The sequence below is a fragment of the Mesorhizobium sp. P2_D5 genome (assembly GCF_056404355.1).
The window spans coordinates 793,695-813,541 of sequence record NZ_JBFUEE010000002.1; the positions used below are offsets into that span (position 1 = coordinate 793,695).

Below are 19,847 nucleotides of genomic sequence, written 5' to 3' on the forward strand. Positions count from 1 at the left end.
CGCTTTGATCCAACGCAACGAACGGGCAAGATCGACTAGGCGATTATCGCCCACGAATGGGAGACATAACGGGTGACGATCCGAAATCTCGAACATGCGTTCGCTCCGAAGTCGGTTGCCGTGTTTGGGGCATCTTTGCGTGACGGCTCGGTCGGCCGTGTCGTCTTCGACAACATCGTCAATGGCGGCTTCGAAGGCGATATCTGGCCGGTCAACCCGAAATATTCCGAGGTCGCGGGTCGCCGCTGCTATGCCAAGGCGGCGGACCTTCCGGGTGTTCCGGACCTCGGTGTTATCGTCACGCCCCCTGGGATAGTTCCCGCAATCGTGCACGACCTTGCTGAAAAGGGCACGCGGGCGGCAGTTGTCATCACGGCTGGGCTGACACGTGAAAACGGCCTGCGCCAGGCGATGCTCGATGCCGCCAAGCCCAGTCTGTTCCGCATCATCGGGCCGAACACGGTCGGACTGATGATCCCGCCCGTCAAACTCAACGCCGGATTTGCACACATGGCCGCCAGGCCCGGCAACATCGCGCTGCTGTCGCAATCCGGCGCCATTGCCACGTCGCTGATCGACTGGGCGGCACACAACAATGTCGGCTTCTCGCAGATCGTCTCTCTCGGCGACATGGCGGATGTCGACGTGGGTGATTGTCTCGACATGCTGGCGGGCGATGCGCACACGCGCGCCATCGTGATGTATCTCGAAACCATTCCCAATCCGCGCAAGTTCATCTCGGCCGCCCGTGCCACCGCACGCATCAAGCCGGTCATCGCGATCAAGTCTGGCCGCCACGAGCAATCAGCCAAAGCGGCTGCGACCCACACTGGCGCGCTGTCGGGCGCCGATCGCGTCGTCGATGCGGCATTGCTGCGCGCAGGCATCCTGCGCGTCAAAGGCCTGGCCGAGTTGTTCGATGCGGTTGAAACGACCGCCCGTTTCGCTCCGCTCGAGCGGACCCGGGTCGGTATCGTCACCAATGGCGGGGGCGCCGGTGTGCTTGCCGTCGATCAACTCATCGACTGCAAGGGCGAACTGGCCGAGCTCTCTCCAGAGACGATCGCCCGCCTGAATATCGCCCTGCCGCCTATATGGTCCCACGCCAATCCGGTCGACATCATCGGCGACGCCTCGCCGGAGCGCTACAGGGCCGCCGTTGAAGCCGTAGCGGCTGATCCCAGGACCGACGTTGTCCTGGTCATGAACTGCCCGACGGGGCTTGGCTCGCCGCTTGCGGCAGCGGGCGCGGTGGCAACACTTGCCAAGGGCGGCAAGATCGGCGGCAAACCGGTCCTGACCTGCTGGCTTGGCGAACACACGGCGCGCGAAGGGCGACGTGTCCTTCAGGATGCCGGCATTGCCAGTTTCGAGACGCCCGCCGATGCCGCAACCGCAGTCTCCTACCTGAGCGAATGGTCGCGAGCCGAGCGGGCATTGATGCGGACGCCCTCGAATCGCAGCGAGGACACAACGAGCGACCGGGAGGCCGTGCTTGCCATATTCAGGCAGGTCGCCGGCGAAGGCCGGCGATTACTAACCGAGCCCGAAGCCAAGGCGGCGATCTCCGCCTATGGGATTCCGGTGCCCGAGACGATCGTCGCCAGATCTTCCGCCGAAGTGGAGGCGGCGGCTGGCCGACTTCTCAGGGCATCCAAGCAGGTCGTCGTCAAACTGCTGTCCAAGACGATCTCGCACAAGTCGGACGTTGGTGGGGTGGTGCTTGGCATCACTGCCGCCGCCGCCGCCGGCGAGGCCGCACGCTCAATCGAGGTGGGTGTGCGCAAGCACGCTCCGCAAGCCGATATTGAGGGCTATGCAGTCCAGCCGATGGTGATACGAAGACAGGCGCAGGAATTGATCCTTGGCGTCAGTCGCGATCCAATCTTCGGCCCGGCGATGCTGTTTGGAGCCGGTGGCGTCGCGGTTGAGGTGACGGACGATACCGCGATCGCACTGCCGCCGCTCGACGATGTTCTTGCCGGTGACTTGATCGGGCAAACGCGGATCGGTCGCCTGCTCGCCGGGTTCCGAGATCGCAAGCCGGCGGATCGGCAGGCGATCGTTGCCGCGCTGAACGGCCTGTCCCAGATGATCGTCGACTTTCCGTGTCTCGTTTCGATGGACATCAACCCGTTGCTGGCCGACGCCGAGGGCGTGATTGCGCTTGACGCTCGCATCGAGATCGAGCCGGAACGCGTGGAAGAGACGGGGCCGAACCCGGCGCTTGCCATCAGGCCTTATCCGTCGGGTTGGGAAAAGGCGTTTTTGGGAGGCGGCACGCACTATAACATCCGCCCTATCAAGCCGGCCGACATCGCTCTCTATCCCGAATTCCTTGCCAGGATTTCTCCTGATGATCTGCGCCTGCGTTTTCTGTCGCCGCACAAAAGCTTCTCCGACCAGATGTTGAAGCGACTCACCCAACTCGACTACGATCGCAACATGGCTTTCGTCGCTCTGGAGACGAGAACTGGCGCGCTGGCGGGTATCAGCCGAATGTCCTGCGATCCGGACCACACTGTCGCCGAATACGCCTTGCTGGTGCGTACGGATCTGCAGGGTCATGGCCTGGGTTGGGAATTGCTCTGCCGAATCGTCGACTACGCAAGGGCAGATGGGATCGGCCGGATCGAAGGCATCATGCTCAGCGAAAACAGCAAGATGCTTGCCATGTGCCGCGAGTTTGGCTTCTCGATAAGGCGTCATCCGAGTGAACCCGGCCTTGTCGAGGCAACTCTCGAACTCCGTTGAGGCCGATCGCCCTGCCGCACCGGTCAGGAGGCTGTGCGCAGGGTCCTAGCAGCATCGTTCTCGGAAAGCCCTCTCAATTCCTCGACAATGTCGGCGAGCTTTCGATCGGCGTTGATCTTGCGCCAGGTGGCCTGGGTGGCATTTCGCTGCAGTTGCCGCGAGAGGATATCTATAGTGGCGTCTGAAGGACCGCCCTTGCGTTCACTGACCCGCTGCCACAGGACGAGCGGGTCCGCTTCCAACCAAAATCCACAGGATGTGATACCCCGGTCGCGTGCGGCCTTCTCGATGCGGTCGCGATCGGCTGATCGGTCAAACACAGCATCGGCAACAACCGAACCACCCTCGGAAAGGATCAGGCCGGCCCGCCATGTCATTTCCCGGTAGACGCGGTCGGAGACCTCCGGCCGGTAAGCCTTGTTCGGCAATCTGGTCTCGGCGGGCACTCCATGTATGGCTTTGCGAATGCGGTCGCTTTCGACAATGCGGGCGCCGGGCGGCACCCCGACATGGGCGGCGAGCGCTTCTGCAACGGTCGTCTTGCCGGAGCCACTGAAGCCACCGATGGCAACGAGTCGCGGCGGAGCTTCCTGGAGAAAGCTTCGGGCTAGTTCGAAATAGGATCTGGCCTCGGCAGTCAACTTGTCGGAATCGGCACTGCCCTCCGCGACCTGCGTTGCGGTAACATGCGCACGAACAGCAGCTCGCACCGCCATGAAGAACGGTAGCAGGATGAAACCGTCCTCATCGTCGGCTTCGTCGAGATAGCGGTTCATCACAAGATTGGCGAGCTGCGGAAAACCACGATGCCAAAGGTCCATCAGCAGGAAGGCAAGGTCGTATAGAACGTCGATGGTGGCGATCTGGTCGTTGAATTCGATGCAATCGAAAAGTCGGGGCTCGCCGTCGAAAAGGCAGATGTTGCGCAGGTGCAGATCGCCATGGCATCGGCGGATCTTGCTCGCGGCCTCCCGACGGTCGAGCAGTCCGGAATGCCGGGCGAGGGTGGTGCGGAAGGCCTCGGCAAAGCTCCTGACCTCTGCTTTTGCGAAAACATGACTGGTGGCAAAGCCGGCCTCGTTGATGTCAAGCACACCCGCCATATTGGACGACCCGCTGCCATTGTGAATCGTCGGCGCAGCACGGTGGTAGCCCACGATCATGCGTGCGACCGCGGTCATCAGCCCAGGCGTCAGTTCTCCAGCGGTCGCCATCCGATCGAGAAGCTTGGACTGATCAAAGCGGACCATCTCGATCGCCGCGTCGACCATTTGCCCCGTACCATCAAAAGCCAACTTGCCGTCGGCTTGCCGCGTGATGCGCCGCACCCCCAGATAAAGGCCGGGTGCGGTCCTTGAGTTGAGTTCAACCTCTTTCTCGCAAGCGGCCAGCCTGAGGGCCGGCGCCGAGAAATCGACATAAGGCAGCTTGACCGCCCGCTTCATCTTGTAGGCACGCTGGCCAGTTAGAAAAATGCGCGAGATATGGGTCTCGATCGCTTCGACCGGCGTTGTCGCGCCATATGAAGCAGGATCAAGCAGAAACGCGATGGCGGCTTGCTGGTCGTCAACGATCATGGTTCGCTATCCTCGATGTTGCGTCTTCCGGAGACTGTTTCCATCATCTGCTCTCATCGCTGCAGCGTCTGGACATAACCGGCCAGATCATGGATCCGCTCCCTGGTGACGATTTCCCCGGCGTTCGGACCATATTTCTTCACGTCGCCGGGGAGGAACTGGCGACCCCAGACCGGCATGTCGCGATCGCCGTGCTCCGGCACCATTGTGCGGCCGTCGATCATGGCGAAAACGCGCCAATAGGGAAACGCGCCGCCATTGCGCCTGGAGAGACGCGTCAGGTCGGCCGGGCGTTTCAACAGTTCGTCACCCAAGGGGCCATCGCCCTTGCCTTCGGGACCATGGCAAACGGCACATGAGTTCATGTATTCCGCCTTGCCGTTTCCGAGTTCCTGGGCGTCAGCCGCATTGAAGGGCAAACCTGCCAAGGCCACCGCGATCAGGAACTTCATCTGCGTTCCCCCGATTGATTAGCGCAAGCCTACAGCCCCGGCCTGACAGTGCGTTGATGCGGATCAAATGCCGCCGCACCCAAAGTGTTTGATTCAGCGCAATGAACGCACCAGCCCCTCTCGCTTACGCTTCAGCAACGATTGAACTTTCTTTCGAAATGAGGAGTTGTTGCCGTGACTTTCAAAACACTGCTTACGGTTACCGGACCGAACCAGGGCGAGGGCGATCTCAAGCTGGCCGCCGGCCTGTGCGAACAGATCGGCGCCCATCTCTCCGTGCTCGTTCTCGAGCTGGCCGCACCGCCCTCAGGCGGTGCGCATCTGGGTGTCGTTTCACCAGCCTGGTTCGAGGAGCGTCAGGTCGAGGTCAACAGGCTCAAGAAGCGAATCTCGACAGTCGGCGCCTTTCTTTCGCACAGCGCGGTATCGGCTGATCTGAGCGACGACTACCCCGACACGGCCTGGGCGGACGAAGTCATCGGAAGGCGCGCCCGCTATGCCGATCTGACCGTTCTTGGCCCAGATCTGCTCACAAGCCCGACGCTGAGGGATAGAGTCATCCAGGGCGCGCTGTTCACATCGGGAAAGCCTATCCTGCTCGTTCCCGAGGGCGCGCGGCCAACGCTGAGGCCGAAACGCATCTTGGTTGCTTGGGACGCCCGCATTGAGTCATCGCGCGCCGTTCGCGAGTCGCTCGACATGCTGAAAAGCGCCGAAGAAGTTCACCTCGTCATGGTCGACCCGATCGAGGACGAGTTCCATCACGGTGCGGAACCCGGAGCAGATGCAGCGACTTATCTTGCCCGGCACGGTGTGAAGGTGACGGTCGAACGACTACCGAGCGCGAACCATTCGGTCGCCGATGTGCTTCGCCAGCATGCGGGCGACGTTGCGGCCGAGCTGATGGTCATGGGCGCCTATGGTCATTCCCGGCTGCGCGAGCGGATTTTCGGCGGCGTCACCAAGTCAATGCTTGAGGGGCAAGCGCTGCCGGTCTTGATGGCGCGATAGCATTTTCAACGGGAAAAGGGCCGGTGCAGGTTGCGCCGGCCTTTCATTTCTCGGAAGGCTTGATGGGGCGACTACTCGCTCGCTTCTCGTCCGGATACCTGCTCGATCAGGAGCCGGAAGAAAACGTGCGGTGCACTGTCGGCCGCGGCCGGAACGGCCGGCTTGAGTGCGCCAGGTTCCCACCAGTCGGCGTGTTTGCTCAGGACCGACCAGGCATGATCCCGCTGAAGTTTGTGGCCGATCCGGTCAGGCAGTTCTTCGTATCGGCCATCGGCAACGACGCTTCTCCATCCTCGCCCTTGGCCATGTTCGTCAACCTGGACGCACACCAACGGATTGGCCCGCATCCATTCGATCTTCTTGCCCGGCATGGAAAACGCGTACAGATGAGCATCCGAATGGGCGTAGTAGAAGGGCACGACGTAGGGCTGCCCGTCCTTCGCGCATGCCAGGCGACCAACGCGATTGGCCGATAGCATTTTCGTGCATTCCAATGCAGAAAGCGTGCGGACCTGCATGACGGTCTCTCCTCTTTCTCTTATTTCTCTCGGTTATTCCGTCTTATTGATTTCGTGGCGGCTTTCGAACCGGAGCCGGCTGCGTGTTGCCCACTTCGGTGTTGCCCGCCCGTTTGCAACCGAACAGCCTCGTCCATCGCAGCGATGACATCGCTGTCCGAGAGCTGAGGAAACCGCAAGTAATGGTAGCTCAGGGCACGGAACTGTCCGGGCTGACTTAGGCAAACCACACGATCCGCTTGCCGAGCCAGTTCAGCGACCGTCTCTTGCGGTGAAACAGGAACGGCCACGATGATTTCTCTCGGTGACCGGCGCTTCAGGGCCCGGATCGCTATTTTCATGGTCGTACCGGTCGCGGCCCCGTCATCGACGATGATCACGGTCCTTCCCGCGATCGAGATTGGTCTGTTGTTGCCTCGATAGGCAACGCGCTGACGTTCGAGTTCGGGACGCTCTTTGGCAATCAAGACACGTAATCCGTCTTCGTCGAGCGCATAGGTCTCAACAATCTCACGGTTCAACACCACCTCCCCAGGGTCGCCATCGACGATTGCGGCAACAGCCAGCTCGGGATTGCCTGGGGCGCCGACCTTGCGGACGATAAGTAGGTCAAGAGGAGCATTGAGAGCTCTGGCCACCTCCACTGCGACAGGCACGCCGCCACGCAGCAATGCCAGCACAACAGGCCGATGCAGATGAAGGTTGGTCAGCTCCAGGCCGAGCTTCACTCCAGCGTCCTCCCGGTCTCGGAACATGGGTCAATCCACCAGCCACAATTTTCTAAGGGACTTCTTCATCGAGTTTCTGACCTGCACGATCTCGCCATGCGAAATATGACGGTCGAGAAGCTTGAACACAGCGTTGATCGCGACATCGAAATCGATCTCCTCATCGCAGCCGAAACTGTTTCTGACGCTGAGAACAAAGTCGCGCTTCGTGCGCTCATGCGCAGGCGCCGATGGGTTCCAGCCTTCGAAGTAGATGCCACGAATTAAAACAGGCAGTTGCGAAGAAAGATCGGCCATTTCCGCTTGCGATAGCCAATCCCGCACTGTGTGCAGAACGGACCTCAGGAGGCGGCACGCGCTCGGTTCGCTCCAGCGGAGATCCTTGGCAAGCTCGTTGACCCACTGCTGCGCCTGTTCGGCAGCGTGCGTGAAGTCAGCAAAGGAAGTGTGAGACCTATGACCCATGGCGATGCTCCTCGAGGATTTGAGCTCCATTCTTAGCCGTTGAACAGCTTCGAGCATTGAGCCGGATCAAATTGCTCATTAAGCGCGCTGCCCCGATTATGGCTCCACCGCCGCCTCGATCAGCCTGAGGAAGCCGCGGTCCGGCTGGCAAAGGGGATGAAGACCGTTTTGTGCAGGCGGCATTCAGCCGCCGGATTTCTGCACCAGCAGCGGAATAATGCGGTCGCTCTTGGCGACCGAAGGCCCGGCCTGCCGAACCATAGAGGATGCCAAGCGCGTCCCAGGTCTCGACCAGCGCATCCTGCAGCGACGCGATCAGCGCATCGGTGTGGAACGGCGTCGGCGTGATACGCAGCCGCTCCGTGCCGCGCGGCACGGTCGGATAGTTGATCGGCTGTATGTAGATGCCGTGCACGCCTAGCAGGCGGTCGCTCGCCATCTTGTAGAGTTCCGGGTCGCCGACCAAGGCCGGGTGCGATGATGGCCGACCACCAGATCGACCACCGGCGAGCCGGTTACGATCAGGTCGGCGACACGTGCCTTGAGCGCCAGCTGCCCAGTCGGATTTCCTATTTCGCCGCGCCACGAAGCGCGATTGCTGCCGTTGACGGTGCTTAGAAATTCCTCTCTCACGCAGTTGAGGCGACCTTCAATCTCCTCCACCTGAGACCAGATCGCCTTCGTTGCGGCCTGGTCGTCGGTGCCAGTTGGCATGACAAAATGTGGCTCGGCCGCACAGAAGCCGATCAGATCGGCCTCATACCGTTGGGCAGGATCCCACGCCATGGAGATGCGCGGCGCGGCGACCTTGATGCGTGTCAAACGCGGCAACGAGATCAGTGGCGCTCGATTGCTCCTACATTCCAGCAAAGGTCATACGCCGGTTGATCCGGATCAATGACCCGGCGACGAATGGCGCTAGCGTGGTGTGGAGCAGACCTTCGTTTGCACCGCCTCACACGGAGTATCGACCATGCAGACCCATCCCGAACCATCGCAATTCGGCATGCAATTATTGTCGATGGCGGAAAATGGCCAGAAGGCCTTCCTCGCTGCCGTGTCCTTTCAGGCGCACGCTTTCAAGGTAGCAATGCGCTATCACATCGCAACGCTGGCGTTTCTGAAGCATCGCTACGCGCAGGATGCCAAGCTCGCCGATGATCTCATCGCCGGTTCCGAGTTCAATGATGCCTTCGACATCTTCTCTAGCTTCCTGCAGAATGCGACATCGGAATATGCCACCGAAGCCGGCAGGGTCGCGGCACTGACCTCCAAGCTCGCGTCGGAAACGGCTAGGTGCTTGCGCAACGAAGCCAGAACCGCGATCGAGGACGCGGCGGCGAAGACAGTTGCGTAGATCGAAAATGCGGAGGCAACCATGAACACCTATATGGGCAATGGTCGTCACCGGCGTCGTCTGCGGGCTTCCGTACTTGGAGCGATGCTGCTTGTATCCGTGCTGCCCGCCTTGGCCGATAGCGTAACGGAACACGGAAAGGCGTTGGTGGAAACTAATTGCGCCGTCTGCCACGCCACCGGAAAAACCGACAAGAGCAGCCATCCCGACGCGCCCGCCTTTCGCACCTTATCAAAGCGCTATCCGATCGCGGACCTCGAGGAAGCACTTGCCGAAGGCATCTCGACCGGCCACCCGGACATGCCTGAGTGGGTTGCGAATCCCGACCAGATCGAGGCAATCATCGCCTATATCACCAGCTTGCAGCAACCGTGATCGAGGCAATGGCCGATTGCGGCGCCAGCAGGCTAGCCCCAGACCGAGCTAGGGCAACATCTGGTCAGCGGCGCGGAAGAAAGACCGCGCATGCGCCACGATCTGGGCCTCCGTAGGATGATCCGCCGGTTCAACGCCGACGATACGATCCTTTAACTGGGGATGGTGGTCGCGTATATGCTTGGCCAACTCATCCTTTGCCGATCCTGGTCCCACGATCAGCCATTCCGTCGCCGGCTGCAGGGCGTTGACGACATCGTGTTGCGATTGAATGATAATCCCCTCGCCACGGTGGTCCTTGATCACGATCAATCGACGTACGACGCAGGTTGCTGCAATCGTGTGGCGTTTGATGGCGATCAAGGTCTCACTCCGAAGCCGGCCAAGAATCGCAGGCAGTTGACGGAGCGAGATCATGAAGGATTTCAATGACAAGGTGGCGATCGTGACGGGTGCCGGGTCAGGTATCGGCGCTGCGATCGCAATCAAATTGGCGGCCCACAGTGCGCAGGTCGTCGCCGCTGATATCGACATGGCGTCTGCCGTAAGAACGGTGACGCAGATCAGTGATACGCTCGGCAACCCGCGTCCCTGTCAGGTCGATGTTGCCGATCCGCGCTCGGTCGAGCAGATGGTGGCGTTCGCCGTCGAGGCTTTTGGAGGGCTCCACCTCGCCTTGAACAATGCCGGTATTGGCGGGCCAAGCGCGACGACGGCCAACTATCCCCTGGAGGACTGGCAGAAAATCATCGATGTCAACCTTAGCGGTGCTTCTTACGGTCTGAAATATGAGATCGCCGCCATGCTGAAATCGGGCGGGGGCGCGATCGTCAACATGTCATCCAATCTGGGCGCAGTTGGTTGGCAGAATGCCTGTGCTTACGTCTCGACCAAGCCCGCGCTCATCGGACTGACGAAGACAGCCGCCATAGAATATGCCGGCCACAACATTCGCATCAATGCTGTTGGGCCCGCCTTCATCGATACACCATTGCTGACGAAGAACCTGGATGCCGAAACGGTCGGACAGCTGGCGGCATTGCATCCCTTGGCCGCCTGGGGACAGCGGAGGAAGTCTCAGCACTGACATGCTTCCTGCTGTCCGCCAATGCCAGTTTCATCACCGGCAGCAACCACCTCGTGGATGGCGGCTACACAGCCAAATGACAGGACCCTTGTCTGCTTGGAACGACCGACACGGATACTTGCCGACAGTCACATCGCGCAATTGCAGAAATGATCCAGATCAAGGCGCGAACCTGCGCTTAAGGAATCATAGGATTATGTGGAACCCGATCCTAAGCGCACCATTTGGTCGCGATCTCGAACTGGCCGTCCTCGACGAGGAGGGGACGCATGCGCTCGTATTTCCATGCATAAAGGATCGTGAAGGGTGGAGGAATGCCACTACCGGCGCTCGTGTCGACATTCGGCCGACCCACTGGCGCGACTGGGAGCCGGAGCAGGCCAAGGCCCCATTTGACAAACCTCTCGAAGGCTCTCCCTAGGATCTGGATTCCGCGATCAACGCCATGCGCACAAGATGTGACAGGCTGCCCGCGCCCATCTTGCTCATGACATTGGCGCGATGGATTTCGACCGTGCGCGGGCTGATTCCAAGGTCATAGGCGATGGTCTTGTTCGGCAGACCCGACACAAGCCCGTCCAGCACCTGCCGCTCGCGCTCTGACAAAGTCGACAGACGCCCGCGGATATCCGCAGACTGCGGATGCGCTGCATTGACCTGGTTTCGGTTGGCCAGCGCCGAGCGGATCGCTTCGATCAGCATTTCGTCGTCGAACGGCTTTTCGATAAAATCGGACGCGCCTTCCTTCATGGCCTGAACAGCGAGCGCCACATCGGCATGGCCTGTCATGACAATAACCGGTATTGTATGACCGCCCGCTCTGAGCTGGCGCAGGAACTCGATGCCGTCGATGCCCGGCATGCGCACGTCGGTGACAATGCAGCCGTCGAGATTGCCCGTCGCGGTAGCCAGAAAAGCCGTAGCCGATTCGTGCAGGCGTACAGCGAAGTCTGCAGTGGCCAGAAGAAAGCCGAGCGACTTGCGAACATCGACGTCGTCGTCGACCACGTGCACCAGATTACTATCGGCCACTGGAGACCTCTTCTTTTCTCACGATGCGCAAGGTGAACCGAAAGGCGGTGCCCCCAGCCGGCACCGCGTCGGCCCATATGTGGCCGCCGTGCGATTCGACGATCGTGCGACAAATGGAAAGGCCGACACCCATGCCTTGCTTCTTGGTGGTTACAAATGGCTGGAAAAGTTGCGCCGCAACCTCCGGGGCGAGGCCTGGGCCGGTATCGATCACGCTCACCTCGGCCATCCCATCATCCCGGGCAACGGTTGTGACTTTCAATTCGCGGCGCGGCGCGCCCTGCATGGCCTCCACCGCGTTGCGCATCAGGTTGAGCAGAACCTGCTGAATCTGGATGCGATCGGTCAAGACCAGTTCGGCGGCGGGGTCAAGCTTGTAGCTGACGAGGACATTTATCTCCCTTGCGCCGACCAGCGCGAGCGACGAGGCTTCCTCGATCAGAGCCGGCAGTCGTTCAACCTGACGTTCACTTTCGCCCCTTGCAACAAAATCCCTCAGATGACGGATGACGTCGCCTGCGCGTAGCGCCTGCTCAGCTGCCTTGTCCACGGCATCCCGCAGCATGGGCGCGTTCTCTTCCGTGCTCTTCTCGAGCAGCCGACGACTGCCCTTGAGGTAATTCGTGATCGCGGTCAGCGGCTGGTTGATCTCATGAGCGAGTGTCGATGCCATTTCGCCGAGTGCCGTAAACCGCGCCATGTGCAGCAGCTCCTGCTGCTGCTCCTGGATTCTTGCTTCTGCCCGGTGGCGTTCGGTCAGGTCGCGGCAGAAGCCGGTAAAGAAGCGTCCGGTTCCCGGATGCATCTCGCCAACGGAGAGCTCCATCGGGAAAGTCGTGCCATCCTTGCGCGCCCCGGTTACGGTGCGGCCGAGCCCGATGATCCTGCGTTCTCCCGTCGTCAGATAGCGAAGCAGATAGGCATCATGCTCATCGCGATAGGGCGAAGGCATCAGCATGTTGACGTTTTTGCCAATGACCTCGCCTGACTGATAGCCGAACAGCGTTTCGGCAGCGGTGCTGAAGGACTGGATCCGGCCCTGTTCGTCGATAACGACCATAGCGTCCGGCACTGTTGCCAGGATTGATCGCAAATGGTCCTCACGCAACCGAAGTGCGGCGTTTGCAAAGGACAGGTCGCTGACATCCGTGCCTTCAACAAAGATCGCGGTGATACGGCCGTCGTCGGCCTTGATCGGCTGATAGACGAGATCCAGGATGCGTTCTTCGACCGGCTCGTCGACTTTGTTGCGAAGGCCCACCTTTACGCCCTGGCCCCTGTATGGCTCGCCCGTCGTGTACACGTGGTCCAGATGTTCGAAAAACTCATGTCCTTCGAGCTCGGGAAAGGCCTCCCGTACCGACTTTCCAATCACTTGCCTGTTGCCGATCAATCGCTGGTAGGCTGCATTGGTCAGGTCGAAAATGTGACCTGGCTCGCGGATGAGCGCAATAAAGCCCGGTGCCTGATCGAACATTCGTGACAAAAGTGATTTCAGCGTCGTCCCGCCGGGCGACAGTCTGAGTTCTTCGTCTTTGATCACCTGAAGTTCCTGGGTACGAGACGGTGCTACCAAGGCTAACTATCACCTCTTGCCGAACACTCAAAACGGATCGGATCCGACGTTTTCGAACACAGATGCAGTTGGCGGGTCTTTGACCCGCATCAAGGCATTGGGCGCCAGCGAATGCAATTCATCACGCATTCGATCATTGCAGCGAAAGGCACCCGCAATGACCTACAAGTCAATCATCGTGAACCTCGCCATCGATGCGCCCCCCGCACCCGTTGTGCGGGTTGGGATCGAACTTGCCGAACGATTTGGAGCCCATCTTATTGGCCTGGCGGCCGCTGACGTCCCGCCGCTGGTCGCGACAGGCGACGGCATGGTCTACGAAGGAGAGGTCATGCAGATCCAGAGAACGGAAATCGAACAGCGGCTTGCGGAGCTGCGTTCCGATTTCGAGGAGCTGGTGCCAGCCTCGATTACCAGCGAATGGGGGCAAGCGGTATGCAGTCCGACCCGGTTCCTCAGCACTTCGGCCAGAGCGGCCGACCTCATCGTCACCGGCGGCGTGGATGGAGACAACGTCTTTCGCGCCGTGGATATCGGCAGCCTCGTGCTCGGTGCAGGACGGCCAGTCCTGGTCACCGCGGGCAATATCGAACATATCCGTGCAAAAACCGTACTGGTTGCGTGGAAGGACACCAGGGAGGCACGGCGCGCGATAGCAGATGCACTCCCATTTCTGGCCAAGGCCAACGAAGTTGTCATCGCCACGATAGACACCAACCGCGACGAAACCAGTCGTGACAGCCTCGACGACGTCGCCGCGTTTCTTGAACACCATGGCATCAAGGCGCGAACCGAGCTGATCGCCGGCGAGGCTGACGGCGACCGGTTGCTGACATTCGCGTGCTCGATCCATGCGGATCTGATCGTCTCGGGCGCCTACGGCCATAGCCGCCTGCGGGAATGGGCGTTTGGCGGCGTCACTCGCACGCTGATCGAAGAGAGCAGCATCAACCGCTTCATGTCGTATTGATGTTGGGCGAAGCTGACCAGCAATCCGTCCCGCCAGGCGGTGCCTTTTGGTCGATCGAGACCAATGACCTCCTGCGACGCCTCGATACGTCTGCCTTGGGGCTTGCAGCTTCCGAGGCCGCATCGAGGCTCGCAAAATTCGGCCGAAACACACTGGTGTCGAAGTCAAGCGCGTCGGCCCTGGTAGTGTTTGCCCGCCAGTTCCGTAGCCCCCTGGTCTTGATCCTCATTTTCGCGGCCAGTGTATCGGCCTTCGTCGGAGAGGGCCAGGAGGCTGCGATCATCGGCGCGATCGTGCTGGCAAGCTGCATCCTGAGCTTCACCCAGGAGTACGGTGCGTCGCGAGCGACGGAAGCACTGAAACAGCGTATTTCGCGCAAGGCTATTGTGTTGCGTGACGGCCTCGAGTGCTCGGTTGCTGCCGAAGATATCGTACCGGGCGACTTGATCCGCCTCTCGGCCGGAAACCTCATTCCTGCAGACGGTATCATTCTGGACGCGCGCGATTTCAATGTCAGCGAGGCCGTGCTGACCGGCGAAACCTTTCCCGTTGTGAAGGCACCGGGGCGGTCGGCGCCCGAGGCTTCCGTCGCACAGCGCAGCAATGCCGTTTTCACGGGCACTTCGGTTCGCAGCGGCACTGCAACCGTGCTTGCGGCAGTGACCGGCGCCGGCACTGAATTCGCGTCGATCGCAGCGGCCCTGGAGCGACAAATCCCCGAAACAGGGTTTGCACGCGGCATCAGACTGTTTGGCTATCTGATGACCGAGATCATGCTGGCGATTGTCATCCTGGTGTTCTTCGCCAACCTGATGCTACATCGACCGCTGATTGAATCGCTGCTGTTTTCGCTCGCACTGGCGGTTGGTCTTACGCCGGAACTCCTGCCGGCCATCATCAGTGTGACCCTGGCCAGAGGGGCTCGCGCGATGGCTGCCAATGGTGTCATTGTGCGCCGTCTCGACGCCATCGAGAATCTGGGCAGCATGGACGTGCTCTGCACCGACAAGACCGGCACGCTGACGGAAGGCGTGATCCACCTCGACGGATGGCTTGATGTCGACGGCAATCCGTCAACCGACATCCTGCTTTGGGCACGTCTCAACGCGACCATGCAGACCGGACTGAAAAACCCGCTGGACGAAGCGATCGCCGGTGCGCCGGGCGAGGGCGCATCATTGGCTGCTTTCACCAAAGTCGACGAGATCCCTTATGATTTCATTCGCAAGCGCCTATCCGTGGTTGTGCGGACCAAGGATGCCGAAGATATTCTCATCACCAAAGGCGCCGTACTAAATGTCCTCGAAACCTGCGGCTTCGTCAGCACGGCGAAAGGCCTGGAACCCCTCGATGAGAAGCAGCGTGCGGCAATCGACGAAAAATTCCGGCGCTGGAGCGCGGACGGCTACCGCGTCCTGGGCCTGGCGACCCGTAGATTTGAGAGCCGGAAAACGTTCAGCAGGAAAGACGAAATCGATCTCGCCTTCGCGGGCTTCCTGCTTTTCCTCGACCCGCCAAAGGAAGGCGTCAAGGAGACGCTTGCCGAGCTCGCCCACCGCGGCATCGCGGTAAAAGTTATTCGGGCGACAACCGTTACGTTGCCGCACACCTGGCGCAAGCGGTCGGCTTGCACGCCAACAGGATCATGACCGGCGAGCAGCTTTCGAAAATGACGAAGAGCGCGCTCTTTGCGGGCGTGCGACACGCCGATCTCTTCGTCGAGATCGACCCCAACCAGAAGGAGCGCATCGTTCAGGCCTTGCGCAGCAGGGGCCATGTCGTTGGCTACCTTGGCGACGGCATCAATGATGCGCCCGCCCTTCATGAGGCAGACATAGGCATCTCGGTCGACACCGCTGTCGATGTCGCGCGCGAAGCGGCCGATATCATCCTTCTAAAGCAAGATCTGGGCGTGCTCGTGCGCGGCGTCGACGACGGCCGCAAGACATTCGCCAATACGATGAAGTACATTTCAATCACCACCAGCGCCAATTTCGGCAACATGATCAGCATGGCTGTCGCCTCGCTGTTCCTGCCTTTCCTGCCGCTTCTGGCAAAGCAGATCCTGCTGAACAATTTCCTTTCTGACGTTCCTTCGCTCGCCATCGCAAGCGACAATGTCGATGCCGACCAACTGCGCCGACCTCGTCACTGGGACATCCGTTTTGTGCGGCGGTTCATGATCAGCTTTGGCCTGGTCAGTTCGCTGTTCGACTTAGCGACCTTCGCGTTCCTTCTGTTTTTCGCCCATGTCACGGAGGCCACATTTCAGACCGCCTGGTTTGTCGAGTCGCTGCTGACAGAGCTTGCCATCGTGCTCATTGTGCGCACGCACAGGGCTTGCTGGGCGAGCCGTCCAAGCCCGTTGCTTGCCTGGCTTACACTGGGTGTCGGGGGTGTCGCGATCATGATCCCCTATCTGCCGTTTGCCGCCTGGTTCGGCTTCGTGCCGTTGCCGCTGCCCGTGCTTGCCGGGCTTGTCGCGATCACCGCGCTCTATCTACTGGCCTCCGAGACGACCAAGCGCTGGTTCCCCGGTCAAGAGAGCCGCCAGTCGCACCGGAAGAGGGCGGGGCAGCTGATCGACGGAGGGCCCAAGCCTCATGCGGCCTATCCGAGATCGTAGGCCGCGTGGGGAGGCTTGAAGCGATGATGAAAAGAAGCGCGGGCATTCTGCCCTATCGTAGATCGACCAAGGCGCTGCAGGTACTGCTCGTCCATCCGGGTGGCCCGTTCTGGCAAAGCCGCGATCTTGGCGCCTGGTCCATCGCCAAGGGCGAGTACGACGAAGGCGAGCTGCCGGAAGCTGCGGCGCGACGCGAATTCACGGAAGAGACAGGCTGGGAGGCCAAGGGAGCCCTGCTCAATCTGGGTGAGTTGCGCCAGCGAAGGAGCAAACTCATCACCGCTTTCGCGCTGGAAGCCGATTTCGATACCGCGACATTGCGCAGCAACATGTTTGAGATGGAATGGCCACGAGGCAGCGGCCGGGTGCAATTGTTTGCCGAGGTGGATCGCGGTGAATGGCTGGATTTAGACCTGGCCCGGGAAAAACTGCTTGCCGGTCAGCGGTCCTTACTCGACCGCCTTGTCGCTTCGGTTTAGCGCGCCATGCTTCCTGTTTAGGGCTCAGGGGTTGGCAACGATGCCGCGTGTTGATCGAGGTCAACGCCACCTGGCGCCAACAGTGGCAAGAATGGCCACTAGGTAGGAGTGATCAATATGACCTTTCTCGATTGCCTGATTTCGGTTGACGCCAGAACCGCTTTGATGCCGTCGCATGATGCAGAAGCTCGGCGTCGACAAACAATTGAAATCGGTGCCGGATCACGCGGGCGTCACCAAACGGGCGGTGGACCGCTGTCGTTCCTGCGGGCACCAGGATGAATGTTCGACCTGGCTTGACGAACATCAGCAAGCCGATATTCCGCCAGATTACTGCCGCAACAGCGACCTGATCGCACGACTGCAGCACGCAGCCGGCCAACGGTAGTGCATCGAGCAGATCAGTCTCGAGGTAGTCGTGACTTCAGTGGACGATCCGGTCTTTCTAGAAGCGTTTCTGCTCTTTGTCGCACCAGGGCCCACCAACGCTCTTTTGATGGCGGGGTCGGTCAAACGAGCGAATGCGATCAAACTTTTGGCCGCTCAGGCATGCGGATACGGGATCGCATCCGCGTGCTGGTTTTCGCTGCGCCCCTTTGTGTCGCCCGATGCCATTCAGATACTTAGGCTGGTTGCAGCCGGATGGCTCGTAATCCTTGGCCTGCGTCTGACGGCGAGCACCCGGATCAACGTTTCCAAAAACGGCGACGCCATTTCTGTTGCGGCGACCAGCGCCCTGAACCCGAAGGCCTTTATGCCTGGCTATCGTGCCGATGCACATTGAACCGCGAGCGCTGGAAATTTTCTGGATTGCGCTCCTCGTGACCACGGCCGCCACAGGATCGTTGTGGCTGTTGCTAGGCAGGCGCTTTGGCGGAGGCAAAAGGATGGCAGAAAGAGTTGTGGGCACGGCGCTTATTGCATTCGCCCTGTTGCTCCTTCGACCATTGATACCTCTGGTCGCGACCTGAGCGCGGCGAGGCCTGGGCGAAACTGGCAGCCTATCCTTGATGCAACGTTGAAAGCCGCTGGTACGGCCGCTCTCGGCGGATAGCGCCGTCATTCTTAGCCACCGGTTCGCGACACTAACTCAGTGGCGGTCGGCCACCGCTACGAAACAAGGAGGACGGACATGGGATCGGCGCAGAAGAGACCATCCTCGACCGCTTTTACGCCGGCGACGTTTTCGGCCGCAACAATGGCTGCCTGGCGCTCACGTTCGTCGAAGATGGCGCCGCTCAGTTCACCGCGCCGTTGTTCACCGTCACGTGGATCAAATCCTTGCCGGCCCATTTCCGCGACGCTAGCTCGGTCATGATGTTCTGCCGAATCTGTTCGTCATCGATGGCTGCAGGGGCTACATCCGGAAGGACGCTGAGCAATGCCCGCAGAAGATCAGAGCGGGTGATGATGCCGACGACCTTCCCGGCGTCGACGACAGGAATGCGTTTGATGAGGTGACGCGTCATGAGCTCGACGACCTCGGCGAGCGATGCGGTAGGGGATGCCTTGACAACATCTTGCGACATCACCTCCTCGATCCGTCGCCCATTGGCGTGGACATATTCATCGGCCGCCTTTCCGGGGCTGACGAGAAACTCAAGCCAGCGCGAGCGCTTGCGCTGCGTGCCCAATTCCCCGCGACGCAGGAAATCGCCCTCGCTGACGATCCCAACCAGGGTGCCGTCGCCGCGAATGACGGGAAAGCCGCTGATCTTCTTGGAGAGCATCAACCCGGCCGCCTCGGCGATCGATGCGGACGGGTCTATGCCGACGACTGGCTTGCTCATTATGGCTTCGGCTTGCATGTTCGCTCTCCGGAGTTTTCCAACCTTCGGCTTGTTAGAATTCCCATGCATGAAGCGCCTTGATCTGAATCATTTTGCCATCGAGGCAGATGGTCCAAATGTGGGTCGCGAATGACGGTCGCATGCCTGTCAACCAGCCATCGCGGCCTTGGCGACATTCACGCCAAGTTCGTAGACAAGCAGTCCACCATAATAGGCCGTCGCAGTGACCAGCACCGCTCCGCCAATTTCGATCAAAGGGATGGCGATCGTCACAGCCCGAAACTCGCGATTCCGGATCCAAAGCGTAAGCCGCACAAGTCCCCAGATCAGAAAGGCAAAGGCGGTGATACCTCCCAGGCTTTCGTGGATTTCCGCGATATCGCTGCTGAAGCCGGCCGCTTCGGCGTGATCCAGGGCAAGACCGCCGAAGAACCAGGTCCCAATGGCGAACACTCCGGCAGCCAGGGCCACAAAAGTAGAGATCGTGCCGGCGCCCGATTTCCTGGTGACGGCGCTGCCACCCGCCAACGCCACAAGGTCGATAGCCGCGAGCGTGTAGATCAGAACAATAGGAAAATGAACAAGAACGGGGTGGATGTGTTGAATGGGGACCACGAAAACTCTCCAGAAATTGGTAGGGGACTTTGGATAATTGCCAGCCTTGCAGCGAGCCTTGGCCGACGACATTTGCGCGCGTTATGTGCTGTAGCGGGCCACGCACTGCGAACGAGAGATCTAGTCGTTTTCGTCGGCCTCATCGCCCTGCCGGTCGTCGCACGCATCGTCATCACCCTTGATGGCTTTCGGGGTGGTGGCGTCCTGCATCGGGATGGCCTGCAGGTCGATCGGACCGGACGGGACAACAGATGACGGCGCCCCACATGATCCTTCGTCCGATTCAGCCGCCGCCGGCAGGGCAAAGATCGTGAGGCCTGCAAGTGCTGCAAGGACAAGCATGGAATTGTGCATGGTCTGGTATCCTTCTCGGCGCGGCCATGATTGGACGCGATAATGCCTTGATATGGACCCTTCGCTTGCTGCGGGCTGAGA

General features: G+C 60.3%; 19 protein-coding genes and 4 pseudogenes. 10 read left to right on the forward strand and 13 right to left on the reverse strand.

Annotated elements, in window-relative coordinates; genetic code table 11:
* Positions 1-72: 72 nt before the first annotated feature.
* Positions 73-2,754, forward strand: coding sequence for a bifunctional acetate--CoA ligase family protein/GNAT family N-acetyltransferase (locus tag AC1DYW_RS10515; RefSeq protein WP_477226086.1), 2,682 nt, complete (start codon positions 73-75; stop codon positions 2,752-2,754).
* Between the two features lie 23 nt (positions 2,755-2,777).
* Here AC1DYW_RS10515 and AC1DYW_RS10520 read toward each other — a convergent pair whose 3' ends face one another.
* On the reverse strand, positions 2,778-4,331 hold the full coding sequence (locus AC1DYW_RS10520; protein WP_477226087.1) for a bifunctional aminoglycoside phosphotransferase/ATP-binding protein: 1,554 nt from the start codon (positions 4,329-4,331) through the stop codon (positions 2,778-2,780).
* Between the two features lie 53 nt (positions 4,332-4,384).
* On the reverse strand, positions 4,385-4,783 hold the full coding sequence (locus AC1DYW_RS10525) for a c-type cytochrome (protein WP_477226088.1): 399 nt from the start codon (positions 4,781-4,783) through the stop codon (positions 4,385-4,387).
* 174 nt (positions 4,784-4,957) lie between these two features.
* On the opposite strand from AC1DYW_RS10525, the gene AC1DYW_RS10530 reads away from it, so the two are divergent.
* On the forward strand, positions 4,958-5,794 hold the full coding sequence (locus AC1DYW_RS10530; protein ID WP_477226089.1) for a universal stress protein: 837 nt from the start codon (positions 4,958-4,960) through the stop codon (positions 5,792-5,794).
* Positions 5,795-5,865: 71 nt separating this feature from the next.
* Here AC1DYW_RS10530 and AC1DYW_RS10535 read toward each other — a convergent pair whose 3' ends face one another.
* From AC1DYW_RS10535 to AC1DYW_RS10555, 5 genes and pseudogenes are all read right to left on the reverse strand, one after another.
* On the reverse strand, positions 5,866-6,312 hold the full coding sequence (locus tag AC1DYW_RS10535; protein WP_477226090.1) for a pyridoxamine 5'-phosphate oxidase family protein: 447 nt from the start codon (positions 6,310-6,312) through the stop codon (positions 5,866-5,868).
* A gap of 20 nt (positions 6,313-6,332) precedes the next feature.
* Positions 6,333-7,040: a phosphoribosyltransferase gene (locus AC1DYW_RS10540; RefSeq protein ID WP_477226091.1), complete on the reverse strand. Its 708-nt coding sequence runs from the start codon at positions 7,038-7,040 to the stop codon at positions 6,333-6,335.
* 30 nt (positions 7,041-7,070) lie between these two features.
* The gene (locus tag AC1DYW_RS10545; RefSeq protein ID WP_477226092.1) at positions 7,071-7,505 is read right to left on the reverse strand and encodes a DUF2267 domain-containing protein; all 435 of its coding nucleotides are present in this window, start codon (positions 7,503-7,505) and stop codon (positions 7,071-7,073) included.
* A 183-nt stretch (positions 7,506-7,688) separates the two neighbouring features.
* Positions 7,689-7,977, reverse strand: a pseudogene (locus tag AC1DYW_RS10550) (aminotransferase class I/II-fold pyridoxal phosphate-dependent enzyme); the annotation flags it as partial.
* Entirely contained in the window at positions 7,923-8,327 is a 405-nt protein-coding gene (locus AC1DYW_RS10555) for a hypothetical protein (protein ID WP_477226445.1), read from the reverse strand. The gene AC1DYW_RS10555 and the pseudogene AC1DYW_RS10550, both read right to left, overlap by 55 nt.
* 106 nt (positions 8,328-8,433) lie before the next feature.
* On the opposite strand from AC1DYW_RS10555, the gene AC1DYW_RS10560 reads away from it, so the two are divergent.
* Positions 8,434-8,862 (forward strand): phasin family protein, encoded by a 429-nt coding sequence (locus AC1DYW_RS10560; protein WP_477226093.1) that lies wholly within the window; start codon positions 8,434-8,436, stop codon positions 8,860-8,862.
* 84 nt (positions 8,863-8,946) lie between these two features.
* Entirely contained in the window at positions 8,947-9,237 is a 291-nt protein-coding gene (locus AC1DYW_RS10565; RefSeq protein WP_477226430.1) for a c-type cytochrome, read from the forward strand.
* Positions 9,238-9,285: 48 nt separating this feature from the next.
* Here AC1DYW_RS10565 and AC1DYW_RS10570 read toward each other — a convergent pair whose 3' ends face one another.
* Positions 9,286-9,600: a hypothetical protein gene (locus AC1DYW_RS10570; protein ID WP_477226094.1), complete on the reverse strand. Its 315-nt coding sequence runs from the start codon at positions 9,598-9,600 to the stop codon at positions 9,286-9,288.
* 52 nt (positions 9,601-9,652) lie between these two features.
* On the opposite strand from AC1DYW_RS10570, the pseudogene AC1DYW_RS10575 reads away from it, so the two are divergent.
* Positions 9,653-10,404: pseudogene (locus AC1DYW_RS10575) on the forward strand (SDR family NAD(P)-dependent oxidoreductase).
* Between the two features lie 337 nt (positions 10,405-10,741).
* On the opposite strand, the gene fixJ reads toward AC1DYW_RS10575, so the two are convergent.
* Together fixJ and AC1DYW_RS10585 are read right to left on the reverse strand one after the other, a co-directional pair.
* A complete protein-coding gene (fixJ, locus tag AC1DYW_RS10580; RefSeq protein ID WP_477226095.1) occupies positions 10,742-11,356 on the reverse strand; it encodes a response regulator FixJ in 615 nt (204 codons plus the stop codon).
* Complete coding sequence (locus AC1DYW_RS10585; protein WP_477226431.1) at positions 11,346-12,833, reverse strand: PAS domain S-box protein; 1,488 nt, start codon at positions 12,831-12,833, stop codon at positions 11,346-11,348. The genes fixJ and AC1DYW_RS10585 overlap by 11 nt, the downstream gene beginning before the upstream one ends.
* A 256-nt stretch (positions 12,834-13,089) precedes the next feature.
* On the opposite strand from AC1DYW_RS10585, the gene AC1DYW_RS10590 reads away from it, so the two are divergent.
* From AC1DYW_RS10590 to AC1DYW_RS10610, 5 genes and pseudogenes are all read left to right on the forward strand, one after another.
* Positions 13,090-13,902 carry a universal stress protein gene (locus AC1DYW_RS10590; RefSeq protein ID WP_477226096.1) on the forward strand — a complete coding sequence of 271 codons (813 nt, stop codon included), beginning with the start codon at positions 13,090-13,092 and terminating at the stop codon, positions 13,900-13,902.
* A pseudogene (mgtA, locus tag AC1DYW_RS10595) lies at positions 13,902-16,528 on the forward strand (magnesium-translocating P-type ATPase). The gene AC1DYW_RS10590 and the pseudogene mgtA overlap by 1 nt, the downstream one beginning before the upstream one ends.
* Before the next feature lie 23 nt (positions 16,529-16,551).
* Positions 16,552-17,007 (forward strand): NUDIX hydrolase, encoded by a 456-nt coding sequence (locus AC1DYW_RS10600; protein WP_477226432.1) that lies wholly within the window; start codon positions 16,552-16,554, stop codon positions 17,005-17,007.
* 175 nt (positions 17,008-17,182) lie between these two features.
* Entirely contained in the window at positions 17,183-17,395 is a 213-nt protein-coding gene (locus tag AC1DYW_RS10605; protein ID WP_477226097.1) for a DUF6455 family protein, read from the forward strand.
* A gap of 30 nt (positions 17,396-17,425) precedes the next feature.
* Positions 17,426-17,791, forward strand: a complete 366-nt coding sequence (locus AC1DYW_RS10610; protein WP_477226098.1) for a hypothetical protein — start codon at positions 17,426-17,428, stop codon at positions 17,789-17,791.
* A 326-nt stretch (positions 17,792-18,117) separates the two neighbouring features.
* On the opposite strand, the pseudogene AC1DYW_RS10615 reads toward AC1DYW_RS10610, so the two are convergent.
* The 3 genes and pseudogenes from AC1DYW_RS10615 to AC1DYW_RS10625 all read right to left on the reverse strand — a co-directional run bounded on the left by AC1DYW_RS10615 (position 18,118) and on the right by AC1DYW_RS10625 (position 19,766).
* Positions 18,118-18,815 (reverse strand): annotated as a pseudogene (locus AC1DYW_RS10615) (CBS domain-containing protein).
* 129 nt (positions 18,816-18,944) lie between these two features.
* Positions 18,945-19,484 (reverse strand): DUF2231 domain-containing protein, encoded by a 540-nt coding sequence (locus AC1DYW_RS10620; protein ID WP_477226099.1) that lies wholly within the window; start codon positions 19,482-19,484, stop codon positions 18,945-18,947.
* A 48-nt stretch (positions 19,485-19,532) separates the two neighbouring features.
* Entirely contained in the window at positions 19,533-19,766 is a 234-nt protein-coding gene (locus AC1DYW_RS10625; RefSeq protein ID WP_477226100.1) for a hypothetical protein, read from the reverse strand.
* Between the last annotated feature and the right edge of the window lie 81 nt (positions 19,767-19,847).